Source organism: Paraherbaspirillum soli, assembly GCF_042654985.1.
Classification (GTDB): domain Bacteria; phylum Pseudomonadota; class Gammaproteobacteria; order Burkholderiales; family Burkholderiaceae_D; genus Paraherbaspirillum; species Paraherbaspirillum soli.
The window spans coordinates 342,624-360,481 of the sequence record NZ_JBHSMT010000026.1 but is presented as its reverse complement, the minus strand read 5'-3'; the positions used below and the strand labels follow the sequence as shown (position 1 = coordinate 360,481).

17 protein-coding genes are annotated in these 17,858 nt (G+C 57.2%); 7 read left to right on the top strand and 10 right to left on the bottom strand.

Features of this window, described 5'->3' with window-relative positions; genetic code table 11:
* Nucleotides 1–15 precede the first annotated feature (15 nt).
* A complete protein-coding gene (locus tag ACFPM8_RS15475) occupies nucleotides 16–798 on the top strand; it encodes a helix-turn-helix transcriptional regulator (protein WP_378998560.1) in 783 nt (260 codons plus the stop codon).
* On the opposite strand, the gene ACFPM8_RS15470 is transcribed toward ACFPM8_RS15475, so the two are convergent.
* The gene (locus tag ACFPM8_RS15470; RefSeq protein WP_378998693.1) at nucleotides 799–1,644 is read right to left on the bottom strand and encodes a DMT family transporter; all 846 of its coding nucleotides are present in this window, start codon (nucleotides 1,642–1,644) and stop codon (nucleotides 799–801) included.
* Nucleotides 1,645–2,118: 474 nt separating this feature from the next.
* Between ACFPM8_RS15470 and ACFPM8_RS15465 the strand changes: the two genes are divergently transcribed.
* Nucleotides 2,119–2,685: a phasin family protein gene (locus ACFPM8_RS15465; RefSeq protein ID WP_378998558.1), complete on the top strand. Its 567-nt coding sequence runs from the start codon at nucleotides 2,119–2,121 to the stop codon at nucleotides 2,683–2,685.
* 178 nt (nucleotides 2,686–2,863) lie between these two features.
* On the opposite strand, the gene ACFPM8_RS15460 is transcribed toward ACFPM8_RS15465, so the two are convergent.
* The 6 genes from ACFPM8_RS15460 to ACFPM8_RS15435 form a co-directional block, all read right to left on the bottom strand.
* Entirely contained in the window at nucleotides 2,864–5,431 is a 2,568-nt protein-coding gene (locus ACFPM8_RS15460; protein WP_378998556.1) for a DUF349 domain-containing protein, read from the bottom strand.
* Between the two features lie 140 nt (nucleotides 5,432–5,571).
* A complete protein-coding gene (locus ACFPM8_RS15455) occupies nucleotides 5,572–6,372 on the bottom strand; it encodes a competence/damage-inducible protein A (RefSeq protein ID WP_378998554.1) in 801 nt (266 codons plus the stop codon).
* Between the two features lie 84 nt (nucleotides 6,373–6,456).
* Nucleotides 6,457–7,335, bottom strand: a complete 879-nt coding sequence (locus tag ACFPM8_RS15450) for an EI24 domain-containing protein (RefSeq protein WP_378998692.1) — start codon at nucleotides 7,333–7,335, stop codon at nucleotides 6,457–6,459.
* The gene (locus tag ACFPM8_RS15445) at nucleotides 7,335–8,321 is read right to left on the bottom strand and encodes a sterol desaturase family protein (RefSeq protein WP_378998551.1); all 987 of its coding nucleotides are present in this window, start codon (nucleotides 8,319–8,321) and stop codon (nucleotides 7,335–7,337) included. The genes ACFPM8_RS15450 and ACFPM8_RS15445 overlap by 1 nt, the downstream gene beginning before the upstream one ends.
* Nucleotides 8,318–9,166 carry a polysaccharide deacetylase family protein gene (locus ACFPM8_RS15440; protein WP_378998549.1) on the bottom strand — a complete coding sequence of 283 codons (849 nt, stop codon included), beginning with the start codon at nucleotides 9,164–9,166 and terminating at the stop codon, nucleotides 8,318–8,320. The genes ACFPM8_RS15445 and ACFPM8_RS15440 overlap by 4 nt, the downstream gene beginning before the upstream one ends.
* A 1-nt stretch (nucleotide 9,167) precedes the next feature.
* The gene (locus ACFPM8_RS15435; RefSeq protein WP_378998547.1) at nucleotides 9,168–10,169 is read right to left on the bottom strand and encodes a YVTN family beta-propeller repeat protein; all 1,002 of its coding nucleotides are present in this window, start codon (nucleotides 10,167–10,169) and stop codon (nucleotides 9,168–9,170) included.
* A 185-nt stretch (nucleotides 10,170–10,354) separates the two neighbouring features.
* Between ACFPM8_RS15435 and ACFPM8_RS15430 the strand changes: the two genes are divergently transcribed.
* Genes ACFPM8_RS15430 through ACFPM8_RS15420 form a run of 3 tightly spaced genes read left to right on the top strand, consistent with a single transcriptional unit; the run spans nucleotide 10,355 to nucleotide 11,268 of the window.
* Complete coding sequence (locus ACFPM8_RS15430) at nucleotides 10,355–10,711, top strand: FKBP-type peptidyl-prolyl cis-trans isomerase (RefSeq protein WP_378998545.1); 357 nt, start codon at nucleotides 10,355–10,357, stop codon at nucleotides 10,709–10,711.
* A gap of 29 nt (nucleotides 10,712–10,740) precedes the next feature.
* A complete protein-coding gene (locus ACFPM8_RS15425; RefSeq protein WP_378998542.1) occupies nucleotides 10,741–10,965 on the top strand; it encodes a hypothetical protein in 225 nt (74 codons plus the stop codon).
* A gap of 48 nt (nucleotides 10,966–11,013) precedes the next feature.
* Nucleotides 11,014–11,268, top strand: coding sequence for an acyl-CoA-binding protein (locus tag ACFPM8_RS15420; RefSeq protein WP_378998540.1), 255 nt, complete (start codon nucleotides 11,014–11,016; stop codon nucleotides 11,266–11,268).
* Between the two features lie 92 nt (nucleotides 11,269–11,360).
* Here ACFPM8_RS15420 and ACFPM8_RS15415 read toward each other — a convergent pair whose 3' ends face one another.
* The 3 genes from ACFPM8_RS15415 to ACFPM8_RS15405 form a co-directional block, all read right to left on the bottom strand.
* Nucleotides 11,361–12,356: a 2-hydroxyacid dehydrogenase gene (locus ACFPM8_RS15415; RefSeq protein WP_378998538.1), complete on the bottom strand. Its 996-nt coding sequence runs from the start codon at nucleotides 12,354–12,356 to the stop codon at nucleotides 11,361–11,363.
* A 170-nt stretch (nucleotides 12,357–12,526) separates the two neighbouring features.
* Entirely contained in the window at nucleotides 12,527–13,936 is a 1,410-nt protein-coding gene (locus ACFPM8_RS15410) for a sodium:proton antiporter (protein ID WP_378998536.1), read from the bottom strand.
* A gap of 834 nt (nucleotides 13,937–14,770) precedes the next feature.
* On the bottom strand, nucleotides 14,771–15,724 hold the full coding sequence (locus ACFPM8_RS15405; protein ID WP_378998534.1) for a cation diffusion facilitator family transporter: 954 nt from the start codon (nucleotides 15,722–15,724) through the stop codon (nucleotides 14,771–14,773).
* A gap of 278 nt (nucleotides 15,725–16,002) precedes the next feature.
* On the opposite strand from ACFPM8_RS15405, the gene fdxA reads away from it, so the two are divergent.
* Entirely contained in the window at nucleotides 16,003–16,326 is a 324-nt protein-coding gene (gene fdxA, locus ACFPM8_RS15400) for a ferredoxin FdxA (RefSeq protein WP_378998532.1), read from the top strand.
* A 228-nt stretch (nucleotides 16,327–16,554) separates the two neighbouring features.
* Nucleotides 16,555–17,646 (top strand): NAD(P)/FAD-dependent oxidoreductase, encoded by a 1,092-nt coding sequence (locus tag ACFPM8_RS15395; protein ID WP_378998530.1) that lies wholly within the window; start codon nucleotides 16,555–16,557, stop codon nucleotides 17,644–17,646.
* Nucleotides 17,647–17,858 lie beyond the last annotated feature (212 nt).

Here is a 17,858-nt window from a genome sequence, read left to right as displayed (position 1 = left end):
AAACTAAGGCGAACCATGGATCAAACCAGCAGACGCAAAGCATTGGGCGCATTCATCAAAACCCAGCGCCTCCAATTGTCGCCGGCAGAACTGGGGCTGGGCGCCGGCTCTCGCCGCCGCACGCCAGGCCTGCGGCGCGAGGAACTGGCCCAGTTATGCAACATCAGCGTCACCTGGTACACCTGGATCGAGCAAGGCCGCACCGTGTCGGTGTCGGCGCCGGCATTGGCGCGAATCGCCGAGGCCTTGCGCCTGTCGCCGGCCAAGCGCGCTTACCTGTTTGAGTTGTCAGGTAAAAAAGATCCCAGCCAGCAAGACATATTGCAGCAGGAAATTCCGGATGAGATTCTGGCTGTCGCGAGCAATATCAAGACGCCCGCCTATTTGCTGGATCGCTATTGGAATGCGGTGGCATGGAATCGTCCCGCGAGAAACCTGTTTGCCGGCTGGCTGGATCAAAAAAGCGGCCCGAAAAACCTGCTGGAATACACTTTTTGCACGCCGCAAGCGATGACGCTCATCAGCGACTGGGAACAACGCGCACGCCGTCTGGTCGCCGAATTCCGGGCCGATTGCGGCTTGCTTCTGGACGAGCCGCAAATCGCCGAACTGGTGACGCGCCTCTGCACAAATAGCGCCGCCTTCAAACGCGCGTGGAATTCACACGACGTCATAGAAAAAGAAGGCGGCGAGCGCCGCTTCAATCATCCAACGCTCGGCCAGTTGTCGTATCAGCAGGTCAATTTGCGCGTCGCCAATCGACCCGAATTGAAGCTGGTCGTGCTGCTGCCGGCCTAGCTATTTCTTCACGACAAAAGCCACGCCCAGTACCGCAACCAGCATGCCTATCATGCCCAGCAGGCTGAACGCCTCGCCGAATATCATCCAGGCCATCAACGCTGTGGTTGGCGGCGTCAGGTACAGCAAGCTGGTGACCCGGGTTGCGGCGCTTTTGCGGATCAAAGCGAACAGCAGGAAAATCGCGCCTATCGACAATGCCAGGATCGACCATAGCAAGGCGCCGACAAAACGCGGCGTCCATTGGACTGTGTCCAGCGTTGGCCCCAAGTGCTCATAAAAAATGGCGAACGGCAGCAGCACGACAATCGAAGCGGAAAACTGGATGATGGTGCCGGTACGCAGATCGAAATGGGCGCAATTACGCTTCTGATACAGGGTGCCAAGCGTAATCGACAGCAAGCCCAGGACGCACAGTGCGATGCTTTGCCAGGACAAGCCGATCAAGCTGATCTTGGCGGCCACCACAAGACCCACCCCGCAGATGCCGAACAATAGGCCGAGCCATTGGCGCGGCTTGACCGACTCGCCGATCAACGGTGCGGCAAACGCGGTCAGGATCGGCTGCATGCCGACGATCAGCGCCGACACCCCAGCCGGCATGCCGAGCTTGATCGCGCACCAGACGCCAGCCAGGTAACCGGCTTGCAACAGGACGCCGGCGACCGCGATATGCCGTATCTGGCCGAGCGGCCAGGGTGCCCGCATCAGCAACACGATAGGCACCAACACCAGCAATACGCCGACGAATCGCAGCAGCAGGAAGGTCAGCGGCGGCGCATAGGGCAAGCCGAACTTGGCAACGATAAAACCGGTACTCCAGATCACCACGAACAGCAGCGGCATCGCCGCCAGCAAACGATTGGGTGCGGTTGAAGCGCCGGCGAAAGCGCTTGGTGAATTACTTGCTGAACGCATGGCTTATCCGATTTGAGAGGTTGATGCAGGCCGGAACGTGCCGAACCGGCGCTTGCAGCTTGAGTGCGACTGGCCGCAACGGAGACCGTCGACCTTTTTCGCAGTACTTGACAGGGTGCCATTGGCGACAGCACCGATATACTGCGGATTATGCGCCAGCGCCTTTACATCATTGCCGGTCACGATAAGTAATCTCTCATTCGACATTAAGTAAATTCCTATATTTGAAGAATTTCTATTGCAACGCACAAAAAATTCTTGACAGGGGAATTGAACGATCTACAATGGATTTGTTGCGCCGCACAATTTCCTTGATTTAAGTATTTGCTGCCAGCAACCGAGGCTACCTATAGCCGCCTATCGACGCCGTTTTGTATAACCTACAATCTTCCAGGAGAAGCCATGTCTACCGTTGCAGAACAATTCTCAGCTGCTGCCAAAGCAAATTTTGAAGCCAATCTGGCGCTGTACACTGATTTCACGACCAAGGCATTTGCCGGCGTTGAAAAGCTGATCGACCTGAACCTCACTGCAGCCAAGGCTTCGCTGGAAGACTCTCAAGCAGCCACAAAGAAATTGCTGGCAGCTAAAGACTTGCAAGAATTTTTCTCGCTCAGCGTTGCGCAAGCGCAGCCGAACACTGAAAAAGCCATTGCTTATGGCCGCCATTTGGCCAGCATCGCCACCAGCACTCACGCCGACCTGACCAAGGCTGCGGAAGCGCAGGCTGCTGAAACAAAACGCAAAATCATCGACTTCGTCGAACAAGCCTCCAAAAATGCGCCTCCTGGCACTGAAGGCGCAGTCGCCTTCGTCAAGTCCGCGATCGGCAATGCCAACGCCGGTTACGAACAGATCGCCAAAAGCACCAAGCAAGCGGTCGAAGTAATCGAAAGCAACGTCAACAGCGCCGTCGATCAGTTCACGCTGGCTGCCAGCAAATCGGCTGAGCGTCCGGTCAAGAAGTAAAAGCCTTTACAGCAATAGTTCCGACGACGTTCACCTAGTTTGAAATCCCCCTCGATACCCAGGTCTCCTCTCCACAGTATGGGTATCGTTTCTTTGCCCCGGATAGTCCGGGGCATTTTTTATGTCCGCTTCAGCTGTTTTTTTGAGATGCCCAGCAGGTTTTTAGCGCTGACCGCTGTCAGCGCTTGCCGGCCTTGAGCACCGCAACCAATTGCAGCAAACGCTGCAGCGTTGCCTCATCCATCTGCGCCGGCAGTTCGCACAGCCGCACTAACTGCTGTTCCGCATTCGGCGTCGTCGGGCCGGCCTTCAACGAGGTTTGCAGCACTTCGACCTGCAATTGCAGGCGTTCGCGCGCCAGCGCCGGCGGACTATCGATGCCGGCCAGGATTTCAGCACGCAGCAGTTCCTGTAACAGGAATTCGCGATTATTTTCAAGCATGGCGAGATAGTTGCCATCCTGGTGCAGCGCGCGGCCGAAACGCGCCGTCATGATTTTCTCAAACGGCGGCGCCAGCGCGGACAAGGCCTGCCAGCGGTCGCGCCAGTCCTGCGAGGCTTCCCCAATAGTCTCGACGGCAGCCAGGGCCTCAACTTTTTGGCAAAGAATCAGCTTGTCGCGCAAGGCGTTGCTTTGAGCTTCTGCAGCAATACGCAGGCTCTGATCCAGCTTGGTTTGTAAAGCCGTTGCAGCCGAGCGATAGCGCGCTTCAATCTGCGCTTCGGCGGCACGCGGCACTTGCCCGTAACGATTCCAGTCCAATTGCGCCTGTTGCAAAAGCTTGGGCAATCCGGCTTCCGGCTGGCTCACTGCGACTTCCAGCAGCGCGCACAACTCTTCTTTCAAACGCAAATTGTCGCGGCGTCCGGCATCGGCACTGGAAGTGACTTCTTTGCGCTGTGCGAATTTCAGCTCGTAAGCGCTGCTAAAACGATCCCAAAGCGGTATTTCATCCTCACGCGGCAAAGGCAGCCGTTTGGCATTGTCGGTCCAACGTTGCAGCAATTCGCGCAAGCGCTCCTCGGTATCGCGCTGACTGACGGACAATGCTTCAACCGCCGCAATCAATTGCTCACGAAGATTCTTTTCGATCTGTTGCTGCACCTCCAGCGGCGCCAGCAACAGCTGCATCGCAGCCTTGTATGCCGCTTCGAGCGGTTTTCTTTGGCTGTGATTGACCGGCCCCAGCTTGGCCCATGACATTTGCTTTTTCCGGCAGAATTTCAGGATGGCTTTCCAGTCCGGGCTCGGCTCGGCTTGCAGCGCAACTTCGGCATACTGCCGGATCAGGTCGATCAGCTCTTGCGCGTGAACCTGATTGGCTTGACGTTGCTCAGCCATTTTCCGGCGATGCTCGATCACCGCTTCGTGGGCGGTGGTGCAAGCGGCATCAAACCCTTCCCACAATGCTCTCGGCGCCGATCCGGCGGAAGCATCCAGCGATTTCCAGCGCGCGCGCAAGCTGCCGATTTTCTTTGCCAGCTCGACCGGCGGCAAGGCCTGCGCCGGCAACTCCTGCGCCGCCTTCATCAACTCCTCGCGCGAAATGTTGCCGCCCCAACGCGCCCAATCCTGCAAACGCCCCAGTTCGCTGCGCGCCTGGGTCAAGCGCGCGGTTTGCGCCGCGGTCGGCTTTTGCGTTTTGAAATCCATCGCCCGCAATGTCTTGTCAAAGTCCACCGCAACCTGTAACGAACCATCCTCCAGCGCTTTTTCGAGGCCATCCAATGCCTCCGAAATGGGTTGCTGCGGTTCTGTCGCTGAGGTCGAGGCTGGCGGCGCCGGCTCCTTCTTGGGTTTGCTGACCACCGTATATTTTTGCAGCAAGGCCTGATAGCGCTGCTCCAGTGCAGCGTCCTGCAATTCGGGCGGCAGTGCGGGCAATTTGCGCCAGGCGGATTTCAAGCTATCGACAGATATTTCCAAATTCGCATCCGGGTTCGACGCTTCCCATTGCAGCAGCAAATCGTGGCGCGCCTGCAACGCATGCTGGTGCTGCTGCAGACTCAGCAGCAGCTTGCGCACGGCTTGGATTTCCTGTGCGAAGTCGGTCGCCAGATATTTCGGCAAGTTTGGCGCTTCCGCATGACTCGAACAGGCCGCCATCTGCGCTTCCAGCGCATCCAGTTGCAGCGCGAACTGCGCATTATCGGCGCCTGCTTGCGCATGCATTTGCTGGTGCAAATCGCGCACGCTGGCCAGCAATCCCATCGCAGTCCGCTGCAAACTTGCTTGCGCGGTCAAGCGTTCGGCCAATGCCGTGCGCAATTGCGTGAATTGCTGTTGCAACGCATGCGGCACATCTTTGGATTCCCAGGCCCGATCCAGGTCCGCCACATGATTCGACATCAATAGCTGTTCCTGCAGCAAGCACCGGGCTAGCGCCACGCATGCCTCGGCCTTTTGCGCGACCTGCTCCTGCTGCTGCACGGCATCCAGCCGCGCCTGCATCAGTTTGGCGACGCGCCGGTCGATGTTGCGGCTGGCCTGCAATACCTGCTCAAGCGCTGCCCGGCTTTGCACCCATTGCGCCGCCCGCAAGCGGGCATCGGCAAAACCGGATTGCAGGATGAAACTGACGGCGCCGGCTTCATCGGTCAATGCTTCAGCGTGCAGCAGCGCTTGCTGCCTGGCCTGATCCACCGCTTGCTTGGCCTCGGCCCGAAGCGCGGTTTGAGGGGCAACATCAGTAGCATTTGGCTGCACAGCAGGCTTAGCGGAACGCTTGAATAGAAAACCGAACATGGGATATCAATCAAATAGAAGTGCGCTGCAACGGACAACTGGCTGCAAACGCAAATGGTTGTTATTGGTAACTTCGTGATTAAACAGTCAATGAGCAGTGAATGAGCGGTGAATGAACAACGCATCAGGCCGGACGCAAACTACGCCGGCCGATACTCTGCTTGCAGCCTATCCAGGCCGGACAGCAATTTCTTGAATGCAGCCGCGCTCTGGATTGGCTCTCCCTTGACGCCGAGATCGATATGGCGGCGCGTGTTGGCATCGCCGACGTGCGGCAAGCTGAACACTTTGACCAATGGAAATTCGGCCTCGATCGCTTCCATCAACGGCGTCAAGGTCGATTCCATCGCCTCGAACACCAGCACCGATTGTTCCAGCTGCGGGTTGCGGTGGAACAGGTCGGCGTAATAGGTGTCCAGCACCCAGGCAAACATCGGCCATGCCATCACCGGGAAGCCAGGCGCAAAGTGATGCGCCCCCTGCCCTGGATGACGGATCGAGAAGCCCGGAATCTTGTTATACGGATTGGGGATGATGGCGGCGCCTTGCGGAAATTCGCCCATCTTCAGTCGATGCAGGTTATCGGGCGTATCGAAATCAACTTGCGCCCCCGCTTCGCGGGCGGTATCGGCAATCCGCTCGCGGATTTTTTCGCGGGCTTCCGGATGCAACACCAGCGGCACGCCCAGCGCCGCCGCCGCGCACTGGCGGGTATGGTCGTCCGGCGTGGCGCCGATGCCGCCGGTACAAAACACAATGTCGTCGCTGGCAAACGTGCGCTTGAGGGTGGCCGTGATGCGGGCCGGATCGTCGCCGACGTATTCTGCCCAGCTTAAGCTCAAGCCGCGTTCCGTCAGCATTTCCAGGATTTTCGGAAAATGCTTGTCGACCCGTCTGCCAGACAAGATTTCGTCGCCGATGATGATAAGTCCGATAGCCATGAGATTTATGGTTGCGCTAATAATGTAGTGAAATGAAATAGTCGATAACTACAAACATATAACCAAGAAAAACTATGCCGGATATTACAGCGAATCCATATTTTTACCATCAGGCAACTGAATTGCATGCGATCCGTCGCTCTCAGCCAGCATTGCCGCGGCCTGGTTCGCGGCCCGATATTTAGCCAGCGCTTGCAGGCAGTAATATTCAAACCACAATCCGGTAAACACGAACACCAATACATACAACCAGATTGATCCCGCCGCCAGTAGCGGAAAGACCACCAGCCACAGCGCGCCGCCCAGCCATATGATGGTCGGCGCCGCCCCCAAGGCGCCGGTGACAATGCCGATCACCAGCAAGGGCCAGCGATGAATCCGCAGCAGCGCCCGTAATTCATGCTTATCCGCATGTGCCGCCAGCGCTTCATAGGCAAACACGCGATAGGTTAGCCAGCCCCACAACACCAACGGGATCAGCAGTGCAAACGGCGGAATCAGCCATAAGGGCAGAGTCACCACCCACAGCAGGCAAAACAGCATGAATGCCGAAAACGAGGTCCACGCGCTGCCGATCAGCGAGCCGCCCTTGCGCTGTTCCAGAGCGGGAAAATGGCGGCGGCCGACATACCGCGCAATCGCCGGCAACGCAAACGCGCCGACGAACAGCAAGGCGGTCAGGATCATCAGCGGCAGCAGCGCCCACAACGCCAGCCACGGGATGATGACTGTTTTCAGCGCGCCCAAGCCGAGCCAGGCAGGGATATAGTTGGCCAGCCCGATGCCGTCGTTTGCCGCAAAATAATTCTTTTGCAGCCAGTCGATGATCGGTTGCAAGCCCCACCACAATGCCAGTCCCCAGACCAGGATAGCTAACAAAAATGGCAACAGGGTCAGCATCAGCACGCGGAAATGCAGCAGCGACAACAGAGCCCGGCCGAACGCCACCAGCACCGGGCGCATCAGCGGGAAGGCTTTCTGGCAAATTCGACCATTCGCTTCAGTCCCAGCCATTGCTGCGACCAGAAGCCGCGGCCATAGTCGCGCGCTTTGCCGTGCGGTGCCGGCAATTGATCGCGCACCCCGGTGTGCTCAAAGGTTTTACCGAAATGAGCAGTGCCAAACAGCACGTCCCAGAACGAAAACAGGACCCCGAAATTGTGGCCGCCAAGCGTGCCCTTGCCTTTGCTTTCGTGACCGATCCCGATCGCGTGATGCCAGCGGTGGTAGCGCGGCGACACGATCAATGCGTCGCCCAGCTTGCCGAAATGGATCCGCACATTGGCATGCTGCAGACTTTGCAACATGCGCGTGGCCGACACCAGCAACACGTATTGCGATGGCTCGACCCCGATGACCAACGCCACCAGCGCCATCACGACGTCATGAATCATGTCATCCAGCAAATGATTGCGATCGTCGCTCCACAGATTCATGTTTTGCTGGCTGTGATGCAGGCTGTGCAAGCCCCACATCCAATTAAAGCCGTGCTGCGCACGGTGATACCAGTATTCGCACAGATCCAGCACCACCAGATACACCAGGAAGGTGATCAGCGGCCGGTCGGTGATGCCGGGCAGCAGATTTTCCAGGTTGAACGGATTGACGCCTTGCAGATGCAGCAGTTCGGTCATCTTCGCGGTCAATGGGTCGATCAGGAAAAACACCAGTATCGAGAATGCCCCCAGGCGATGCAGCACGGTATAGGTGAAATCGTTCCAGCGCGCGCGCTTGTCGGTGATCGGATGGACTGGAATCCACGCCTCCAATGGCCGCAGGATGAGGAACAACACGATCAACTCACAAACCCCGATCAGGAACCATTCGGTGCCGTCGAACACGTCTTCCAGATAGTCGCTGAATCCGATATTGAACAGGAATGGCTGCACCACCGCCTGGAACAGCCAGGCTTGAACGGTCGAAAACAAATTTACCAAGGTGTCGATCATGATGTGCTGTCTTGTTTAAGCGGGCCTTTGAGACTGCCCCGATAAGCAGGATGTTCGCGCAAGGTGGCGAAGCAGAAGCCTTTTTGCTCCAGGCCGCTGATCAAGGGTTCCAATACCGCCGGCGCCCATGGATCTTTGCGCGACCAGATACCCAGATGCGCCATGACGATATCGCCATCCTTCAAATTCTTTAGCGTGCGTTCCAGCAGCAACTTGTTCGGCCATTTCTCACTGGGCAATTCATCGCCGGTAAACCCGGCTTCGGCCCAGGCCACGTGCCTGTAACCGCAGGCTTCTCCCGCGGCCAGCGTATGCGGCGTCAAATGACCGCCCGGCGCCCGCCAGAACGGGTCGAGATGAGCACCGGTCAGCATATGAAAGCGTTGCTCGACTCGCTTGATTTCGTCGCAGTATTGCTGCGGCGTCCACGCCAGCAACTGGCCGGCGTTAGCGCCGAACTGCGGCTTCATCTCGATTTTGCCGCCGGCCAGATCGCGTTTGGCGTATACATGATCGAAGGTATGGCTGCCGAACGCATGGCCGTCGGCCACCAGCGATTTCCAATAAGGCGCCCAGGATGGATCGAGCGTGTAATCGCCATTCACGGTCTTTTCGTTGGCCATGAAGAAAGTGGCCTTGATGTGATGACGTTTCAGGGTTTGGGCGATGTATTCGGCCTGCGACTGGCTGCCGGTATCGAAAGTCAGGTACAGCGTGCCTTTGCATGCCTTGGCAGTCTGCGCTACGGGTTGCGCCAGCGCCAGTGTGCTTGGCATGGCTGTCGCGGCAGCCACCATGGCGGCTGCCGCAAGCAGGCCGCGTTTGCTTGCGGAAAATGGCCGCATATTACAACTCGGGAGCGCGATTATTAAAATAAATGCCATGCGGCGAGCGGCCGACCGGGATCGTCGTAATCACTTTGCGGCTGGCAAGATCGACTACCGAAACCTTCTTCAGCCAGCGTTGCGTCACCCACATGGTTTTGCCATCGGCGGTGATTTCCATGCAATCCGGGCCGCCCGGGATGTTGAAGCTGCCGACGCTTTCCAGCGTATTCAGGTCAAGGATATTGATGCTGCCAGCCACGCGATTCGAGACGAACACGTGGCGCTTGTCGCCTTGCGGACGGAAATTGTGGGCGCCGTCGCCGGTCTTGATTTTCTTGACGATCTTCTGGGTGCGCCAGTCGACCACGGCGACATAGTCGCTGCCCATCACGCCAACCAGCAAATACTTGTTGTCCGGCGTCATATAGATGCCGGCCGGCTGCTTGCCGATAGGCATGATCCATTTGACTTTCTGGGTTGCCATATCGACCGCGGCGATTTCATCGCTGCCTTGCAGGGTGATGAAAGCCAGCGCGCTATCGGCGCTAAACGCCATATGGCTCGGCATGGCCGGTAGCGGCAGGCGTTTGGCCAGTTTCAGATTCTTGCCGTCGTAACCATAAATATCAATCCGATCGAGACGCAAGCCGGTCGTGATGAACCATTTCTGGTTCGGTGAAAAGCCGATTTGATAAGGGTCGACGATGTCCTTTACCTGGCTTTGAATCTGGCCTGTCTTGGGGTCGAGGAAATACAGCGAATCGCCGGTGGCGGCGGCCACGATCAAGGATTTGTTATCCGGGGTCGGCATCAGGTGGTGCGGTTCCTTACCAACAGGAAATGTACTGATTTCCTTGTAAGTTGCCTGATCCAGCAGACTGATGGTGGCATCGCGAGAATTCAGCACCACTACGACATTAGCGGCTGTCGTGGTTGCAGCGACAGGGGCTGCCGCATAGGCGGAGAAAGCGGTGAATAGACCGCAGGCAACTAGGAGGGAACGACGGACAAAAACGGACATGGCAATACTCTGAAGGTTGAAATGCGAGGAAGGCTATTTTACCGCGCATGAATCGCCCTCATAAATTTAAATGGGATTTCTCGAATCCATCGCAAGCATTGCTGACAATTGCTTTGCGGCACGGGCTAGCGCTCAATTTTTGGTTTACACTGCGACCGATATTAACCACCTAAAAAAGGAAAATGATGACCACCACCACTACTGTTTCGGGCCTGCAATACGAAGAGATCACCGTCGGCGACGGCGCTGAAGCAAAAGCAGGGAATCATGTGACCGTGCATTACACCGGCTGGTTGCAAAATCCTGACGGCAGCGCCGGCAAAAAATTCGATTCCAGCAAAGATCGCGGCGACCCGTTTGAATTTCCGCTGGGCGCCGGTCATGTCATCAAGGGTTGGGATGAAGGCGTGCAAGGCATGAAAATCGGCGGCGTACGCAAGCTGATTATCCCAGCGGCACTGGGCTATGGTCCGCGCGGCGCAGGCGGCGTGATTCCACCCAACGCAACGCTGATTTTTGAAGTAGAACTGCTGGGCGTGTAAGCACTCCTCGCCTCACATTTAAGCGCCCGATGATAAAACCCAGCTCTCTCGATTTTGCCGGCGTGCGACGCGTTGCCGCTGCACTCTTGGCGACGACGCTATTGCTCAGCGGCTGCACGGCGGTGAGCGTCGCCACCTCGGTGGTCGGCGCCGGCGTCAGCGTCGGCAGTGCCGCCGTTGGCGTTGCCAGCACCGTGGTTTCGGGCACCGTCAAAGCTGGCGGTGCTGTAGTCGACGCGGTCACCGATCAATAGCCCGCGCCCTGCCCCGCTTTTCCATTCACATTTTTTTACGAGACTCTTATGACCCTGCAAGCTCAATTCGAACAAGCCCAAATCGATTCCAAAACGCTATCCGAACGTCCCGACAACACGACCATGTTGAAAATGTATGCGCTGTTTAAACAAGGCAGCGGCGGCGACGCCCAGGGCGATCGCCCTGGCATGACCGATTTTATCAACCGTGCCAAATGGGATGCCTGGAACGAACTGAAAGGCACTTCGCAAGAACAAGCCCAGCAACAATACATTGATCTGGTTGAGGGCTTGAAGGGCTGAGAAATTTGACGCCAAGCGAGGCGCGGATCATGGAACGGATTCCGGTCCGCGCTCTCCTTGACAGCTGTAGATTATTTTCCGGGATGACCTCATCATCCCTTGCGCCGAACCTCGGGATTCAGCAGGTTCGGTGGTAATACACCCTCTTTTTCCGGCAACAAGGCTGCCAGCAGATTATCGGCTGCACAATCTGCCATCGCCCGCCGCGTCGGCTCGGATGCACTCGCGATGTGCGGCGTCAGCACCACATTCGACAGCGTTAAAAAATCCGGATGCAGCGCCGGTTCGTTCTCGAACACATCCAGCCCGGCCGCCGCAATTTTCTTGGCGCGCAAGGCTGCGATCAACGCCGCATCGTCGACAATGCCGCCGCGTGCCAGATTGACCAGCGTGGCGCCCGGCTTCATCCATCCCAACTCCGTCGCACCGATGGTGTGATGCGATTCAGTCGAGTACGGCAGCACCATGATCACGTGATCGGCCTCGCGCAACAACTGCTCCTTACCGACGTAACGGGCGTTATTGGCTCGCGCTTCCAGCTCCGGCGCCAGCCGCGAACGGTTGTGATACAGCACCTGCATGTCGAAGCCCAGCGAACGCCGGGCAATCGCCTGACCGATCCGTCCCATGCCGACGATCCCCAAGGTCGCGCCGTGCACATCGGCGCCCAGGAAGCTGTCGTAGCGCCACTGCTTCCAGTGGCCGGCACGCAGCCAGTGCTCCGCTTCAGTGACCCGGCGCGCAGTCGCCATCAACAGCGCCCAGCCGAAATCGGCGGTAGTTTCGTTCAGCACGTCCGGCGTATTGGTCACCATCACGCCTGCTAGCGTGGCGGCGGCGACGTCGATATTGTTATAGCCGACCGCCTGATTGCACACCGCTTTCAGGCGCGGACAGGCGCTCAGCAATTCAGCCGAAATGCGTTCGCTGGCAGTGGCAATCACGCCATCCTTATCACGCAATTTCTCAGCCAGTTCGGCCGCGCTGAAGATGCGATCATCCTGATTCGACTCCACCTCGAAGTGCTGCTGCAAACGCGCAATCACTTCCGGGAACACCGCCCGCGCCATCAATATCTTTGGTTTCATAACTAGTGTCCTGAGTTACTAATTCGTTGAACAAATATGCCGAGAATCGCCCCGATACGGCGTCACAAATGCGCGCAAGGCTCCAGCCTTGCTGTGCTTTGTTCCTTGTCTCGAGCCGATTTCGACATATTTAATTCTTCAACGAATTAACGACTCAGGACACTAGCTCCTCAACGGAAGAAAATCAAGCTCATCACTGCAAACAACGGCAATAGCACCACGCAAGCCCAGGCCATATAGCCGAAGAAGGACGGCATGCGGATGCCGCGCTCTTCAGCGATGGCCTTCACCATCAGGTTGGGGGCATTGCCGATGTAACTATTGGCGCCCATGAATACCGCACCGCAGGAAATCGCCGCCAATGTCGCTCCCAGCTTGGTCATCAGTTCCACCGCATCGCCGGAAGCGGTATTGAAGAACACCAGGTAAGTCGGTGCGTTGTCGAGGAAAGACGACAGGATGCCGGTGGCCCAGAAGTACATCATATTGTTGGGCTGGCCATCGGCGCCGGTCACGGCCCGCACCACCATCCCGAAAGCGCCGTTCTCGCCGGCGCGCAGCATCGCGATCACCGGTGCAATGGTGATGAAGATGCCGGCAAACAGTTTCGCCACTTCCAGGATCGCCTCCCAGCTAAAGTTATTGCCTTCGCGCGCGATTTTCGGCGTCAGCCAAAGCGAGGCCAGGATCACCACAATCAACAAACCGTCACGCAGCAAATTCTGCAATTCGACCACTGTGCCGTAGATGTTGTAACTAATGCCGGATTTCCACAGCCCGCTCATCAGCACCAGCACCACTACAATTGCCAGCAGGATGAAATTGAACTTGCCTTCGAAACGCAGCCTGGCGTCGTCCGGCGTCGGATCCATTGCGGGTGGAAATTCTTCTTCGCGATTATGGTAATAGTGGCGGTCGAGGAAATAAAAAATCACTAGCAGGGAAGCCCACATGAACATGGTTTCCCAGAAAATATTCTTGAGAGTCCAGGAAAATTCAACGCCTTGCAAAAAGCCAAGGAACAACGGCGGATCGCCGAGCGGGGTCAAAGCGCCGCCCGCATTCGCCACCAGGAAAATGAAGAAGACGACAATGTGTACCGAGTGTTTGCGATTATCGTTGGCGCGGATCAGCGGCCGGATCAGCAGCATCGACGCGCCGGTAGTTCCCATCAGGCTGGCCAGCACCGCACCCAGCGCCAACAAGCCGGTATTCAACGCCGGCGTGCCATGCAGGTTGCCGCGCAGGCAGATCCCGCCCGCCACCACGAACAGCGCCGCCAGCAAAATAATGAACGGAAAATACTCCGCCGCAAATGCGTGCACCACGCCGGCCGCCGCCGTCGGCACGCCATACCATATCGCACAGGGAATCAAGAAAGCCAGCGACCAGGCTACGGCGATCTTGCCGTAGTGGTGATGCCAGAAGGCCGGCATCAGCAACGGTCCGACCGCAATCGACAACAGCAAACCGATGAACGGCACGCCCCACCAAACCGACAGCTGGCTGCCGTCAAGTTCTGCGGCCTGCGCCGCGATGGGGAGGAAGGCTAGCAGGATAGGGAGTATTTTTTTATGCAATGGTGGCTTTCAAAAGTTGTCGAGAAGCGAAACAATGATCATGCAATCTAGTGTCCTGCTCCGCAAACAAGTTCAATAAACTATTAAAGATCCAGTGTATTAGCGTCTGTGCGAGGGCTATGAGCGAATGCGTTTTGAGGAGTGACGGCGGATCTGAAATAGCGTTAAATCTTACAGCCCCTCCCTCTTATAGCTCCACCGCATTATTGCCGACAGTCGCTGCGATAACGTTCTTCCAGCGTACTGCGTGAGGTGCGTAACGATAGGATATCAAGCAGGCTCGTGCCGCTGTTTTGATTACGCTCGCGAAAAACCGGCACCCCCTCGGGGGTCAGCACTACGGTGCTTCGAGATTCAGAACCCCCACGCTTGCTACCGTCCCAGGAAGCTCCAGCTCCATTCAACAACGCGCCCCCGGGATAACTTCCCGACATTCTCGGCATGGGGTCTGTGGCGCGGTTGATTTCCCGCTTGAGCTCACTGCAATGACTCGTTGTCAGCCGGCTTTGCCCCTTCCCAGCGTCATTCTGCGCAGACTCTCTGGCTTGTTGTATCAACAAATCCCTGCGCACCTCTGGCGGCAAAGCGTTAAAGGCATCAGCCGCAGACGAACCGGCTGTCATACTTCTTGCAGTGCGGGGGTTCGATTCGACGGCCGATACAGGCATGACGGTCAAGCCAGCGGCAACAACCAATGCTGCGTGAAGAAATTGGGACGAGCATTTGCTCATGAAAATGTTCCTTATTAAATGAAATGCCGGCAAGCGTGCAATTGAGCATGGTTCTGTGCCGAGGCGTAAAGATCTTTGGTTGGCGACCGGCCCGTCAAACTGATCAGGCCTTGGCGATCCCGGCCGGCTGCGGCTCGTCCCCCTCCGACAGCGCATGATCCGGCTCAAAGAAGCACCAGCGCACCTGCGGCCACTTGGCTTGTATGCCGGCCTCAATCAGGTTGATCGCATCCACCAGCGCCACATCCGAAGGCTGCGGCCGCATCACGGCTTGCACCGCGATCATCACCTGCTCGCCCCACTGCATCGAAATCATGTTCCTGATGCTGTCGACTGCCGGATGCGCTTCGATGTGTTGCTTGATCGCCGCATGGACCTCGGGCGCGGCCGACTCGCCGGTCACCATTGCTTTCACTTCCCGAATCACCATCACTGCGACGATCATCAACAACACGCCGACCGCAATCGTTCCGCACGCATCCCACAGCGGATTGCCGGTGACCACCGTCATCACCACCGCCAGAAATGCCAGCGCCAGACCAGCCAGTGCCGCGATATCCTCGCCCGCCACCACCATCAATTCCGATTGCCGGGTTTCACGGAACCATTGCATGAACGATTTGCCGTTTGCAATCTTGCGGATCTCGGTCATCGCCCCGTACAGGGAAAAAGCCTCCAACAGCACCGACACCCCCAGCACGCCAAGCGCCACCCACGGGTTGCTGATAGCTTGCGGGTGCTTGAGATGCTCAATACCTTCCATCACCGAAAAGGCGCCGCCGACGAAGAACAATAGCAAGGCCACCATCATTGCCCAGAAATAAACTACCCGCGCATAGCCCATAGGATGCGATTGGTCGGCCGGCTTTTTGGCTTCTTTCAAGCCGATCAGCAGAAAAATCTGGTTGGTGCAGTCGGCCAGCGAGTGGATCGCCTCCGCCAGCATGGCGCCGGAACCGGTCAATAGCGATGCGGCAAACTTTGCCAGCGCAATGCCGCCGTTAGCGCCGAGCGCATAAAAAATGGCCTTGGTGGAGCCGTCCGAATGAGATGACATAATTATTCCGTAGCAATAAAGAGGAACACATTAGCCAATTCGACAACGCTGCGCAAGGGGAGCTTGCGCCGGCAACACACGCAGATCGGCGTAAATTCGGGTAAAGGCCAACGCTTCCCGATAAATGCAATTTGCGCATTTACTTATATGGATTCTATATAACGGCTGTTTGTGGGAAACTTAGAATTACCTTAAAATACAAGGCTTTGCAGCGCATTGCTGCCGAATGCGGCTCACCATCAGCCGCCTCAAGACTCTTTACAGATAGGACTGTTGTTATGACCCACGTTGTCACCGAATCCTGCATCCGCTGCCGCTATACGGACTGCGTGGATGTTTGCCCGGTTGATTGCTTCCGCCAGGGCCCGAATTTCCTGTCGATCGACCCGGACGAATGCATCGATTGCGCAGTGTGCGTCGCCGAATGCCCGGTCAACGCGATCTACGCCGAAGAAGATGTGCCTGCGGATCAACAGCAATTCATCAAACTGAATGCGGATTTGTCGCGCCACTGGCCGTCGATCACCAAGACCGTGTCGCCGTTGCCGGAAGCCGAAGAATGGAAAGATGTGAAAGAAAAGCTGGAGTTTTTGCAGCGCTAATCGACACATCCATCAGGCCCGCTACCGGGATCGTCTTGCCTCGGTAGCGGCAGCAGCTAGTGCCAGCGCTTTGCCTGGATCGCCTCTAGCCTTTACACCCCCAGCCATGAGCGCAATTCGTTCGCAGCCAGGCCAGAAAATCGCCAAATACTCAATGCCAATCGCCGTCGCAGTCAGCACTGCCGCGGCGCTTTGGGGGACCAACTGAAACAGGAATCAGATAGTCGTATGGATACCAACGCCCAAATTGATGCAGTACCCAACTCGATCAACAACGCACTCCCGATTGAGGCGGATGCCGTCATCATCGGCGCCGGTCCGGTCGGCCTGTTTCAGGTGTTTGAACTCGGCCTGCTGGAAATCAAGGCGCACGTGATCGACTCGCTGCCGGTAGTCGGCGGCCAATGCGTCGAGCTCTACCCGGACAAGCCAATTTACGACATCCCGGCGGTACCGGTCTGCACCGGCCAGGAGCTGACCGACAATCTGCTGAAGCAGATCGAACCGTTCGAGCCTACTTTCCACCTGGGCCAGGAGGTCACGCTGGTCGCGCGCCGCGAAGATAACCGCTTCGACCTGGAAACCTCGGCCGGTACCCGCTTCATTACCAAGACCATCTTTATCGCCGCCGGCGTCGGTTCGTTCCAGCCGCGCACGCTGAAGGTTGACGGCATTGAGCGCTTCGACAATTCGCAATTGTTTTACCGGGTCAAGGATCCGGTCCAATTCCACGGCAAGAATCTGGTGATTTGCGGCGGCGGCGATTCGGCGCTGGACTGGGCGCTGAATCTGGTCGGCAAAGCGGAATCCGTGGTCCTGCTACATCGTCGCGAAGACTTCCGCGCTGCGCCGGCCTCGGTCGCCAAGATGAAGGAATTGTGCGACGCCTACGAAATGCAGCTGTTGATCGGCCAGGTGACCGGCCATGAAGTCAAAGACGACAAGCTGAGCGAAATCAAGGTCACGGCCCCGGACGGCGTCACCCGCCGGCTGCCGCTGGATACCCTGCTGGTGTTCTTCGGTCTGTCGCCAAAACTCGGCCCGATCGCCGAGTGGGGCCTGGATATCGAGCGCAAGCAATTGAAAGTGGTCGATACCGAGAAATTCGAAACCAATGTTCCAGGCATCTTTGCGGTCGGCGATATCAACACCTATCCGGGCAAGAAAAAGCTGATCCTGTCGGGCTTCCATGAAGCTGCACTGGCGGCATTTGGCGCTGCGCCATACATCTTCCCCGAGAAGAAAATCCATATGCAGTACACCACCACGTCGCCGAAATTGCACAAGATTCTGGGTGTGGCATCGCCTGTGTTTGACTAAGATCGAAGTCAGTAGAACGGTGGAAGGGTGTAGCAGGGGTTTCAGATGGCATGCCATCTGCCTGCGGAACGATATCCGCTTGCAAGCGGATATGCGCCCTGCAAGGGCTGCGCTTTTCCACCCTACGATTTGCGTGATTTGAAAAAGCCGCCGTAGAAGATCATTCTCCGGCGGCCTTTTTTTCGGGTAAAAAAAAGCCCGGGATGCTTGCG

Coding starts and splice junctions, on each gene's coding strand:
- ACFPM8_RS15475 (WP_378998560.1), top strand. CDS start 16: ATGGATCAAACCAGCAGACGCAAAGCATTGGGCGCATTCATCAAAACC.
- ACFPM8_RS15470 (WP_378998693.1), bottom strand. CDS start 1,644: ATGCCGCTGCTGTTCGTGGTGATCTGGAGTACCGGTTTTATCGTTGCC.
- ACFPM8_RS15465 (WP_378998558.1), top strand. CDS start 2,119: ATGTCTACCGTTGCAGAACAATTCTCAGCTGCTGCCAAAGCAAATTTT.
- ACFPM8_RS15460 (WP_378998556.1), bottom strand. CDS start 5,431: ATGTTCGGTTTTCTATTCAAGCGTTCCGCTAAGCCTGCTGTGCAGCCA.
- ACFPM8_RS15455 (WP_378998554.1), bottom strand. CDS start 6,372: ATGGCTATCGGACTTATCATCATCGGCGACGAAATCTTGTCTGGCAGA.
- ACFPM8_RS15450 (WP_378998692.1), bottom strand. CDS start 7,335: ATGCGCCCGGTGCTGGTGGCGTTCGGCCGGGCTCTGTTGTCGCTGCTG.
- ACFPM8_RS15445 (WP_378998551.1), bottom strand. CDS start 8,321: ATGATCGACACCTTGGTAAATTTGTTTTCGACCGTTCAAGCCTGGCTG.
- ACFPM8_RS15440 (WP_378998549.1), bottom strand. CDS start 9,166: ATGCGGCCATTTTCCGCAAGCAAACGCGGCCTGCTTGCGGCAGCCGCC.
- ACFPM8_RS15435 (WP_378998547.1), bottom strand. CDS start 10,169: ATGTCCGTTTTTGTCCGTCGTTCCCTCCTAGTTGCCTGCGGTCTATTC.
- ACFPM8_RS15430 (WP_378998545.1), top strand. CDS start 10,355: ATGACCACCACCACTACTGTTTCGGGCCTGCAATACGAAGAGATCACC.
- ACFPM8_RS15425 (WP_378998542.1), top strand. CDS start 10,741: ATGATAAAACCCAGCTCTCTCGATTTTGCCGGCGTGCGACGCGTTGCC.
- ACFPM8_RS15420 (WP_378998540.1), top strand. CDS start 11,014: ATGACCCTGCAAGCTCAATTCGAACAAGCCCAAATCGATTCCAAAACG.
- ACFPM8_RS15415 (WP_378998538.1), bottom strand. CDS start 12,356: ATGAAACCAAAGATATTGATGGCGCGGGCGGTGTTCCCGGAAGTGATT.
- ACFPM8_RS15405 (WP_378998534.1), bottom strand. CDS start 15,724: ATGTCATCTCATTCGGACGGCTCCACCAAGGCCATTTTTTATGCGCTC.
- fdxA (WP_378998532.1), top strand. CDS start 16,003: ATGACCCACGTTGTCACCGAATCCTGCATCCGCTGCCGCTATACGGAC.
- ACFPM8_RS15395 (WP_378998530.1), top strand. CDS start 16,555: ATGGATACCAACGCCCAAATTGATGCAGTACCCAACTCGATCAACAAC.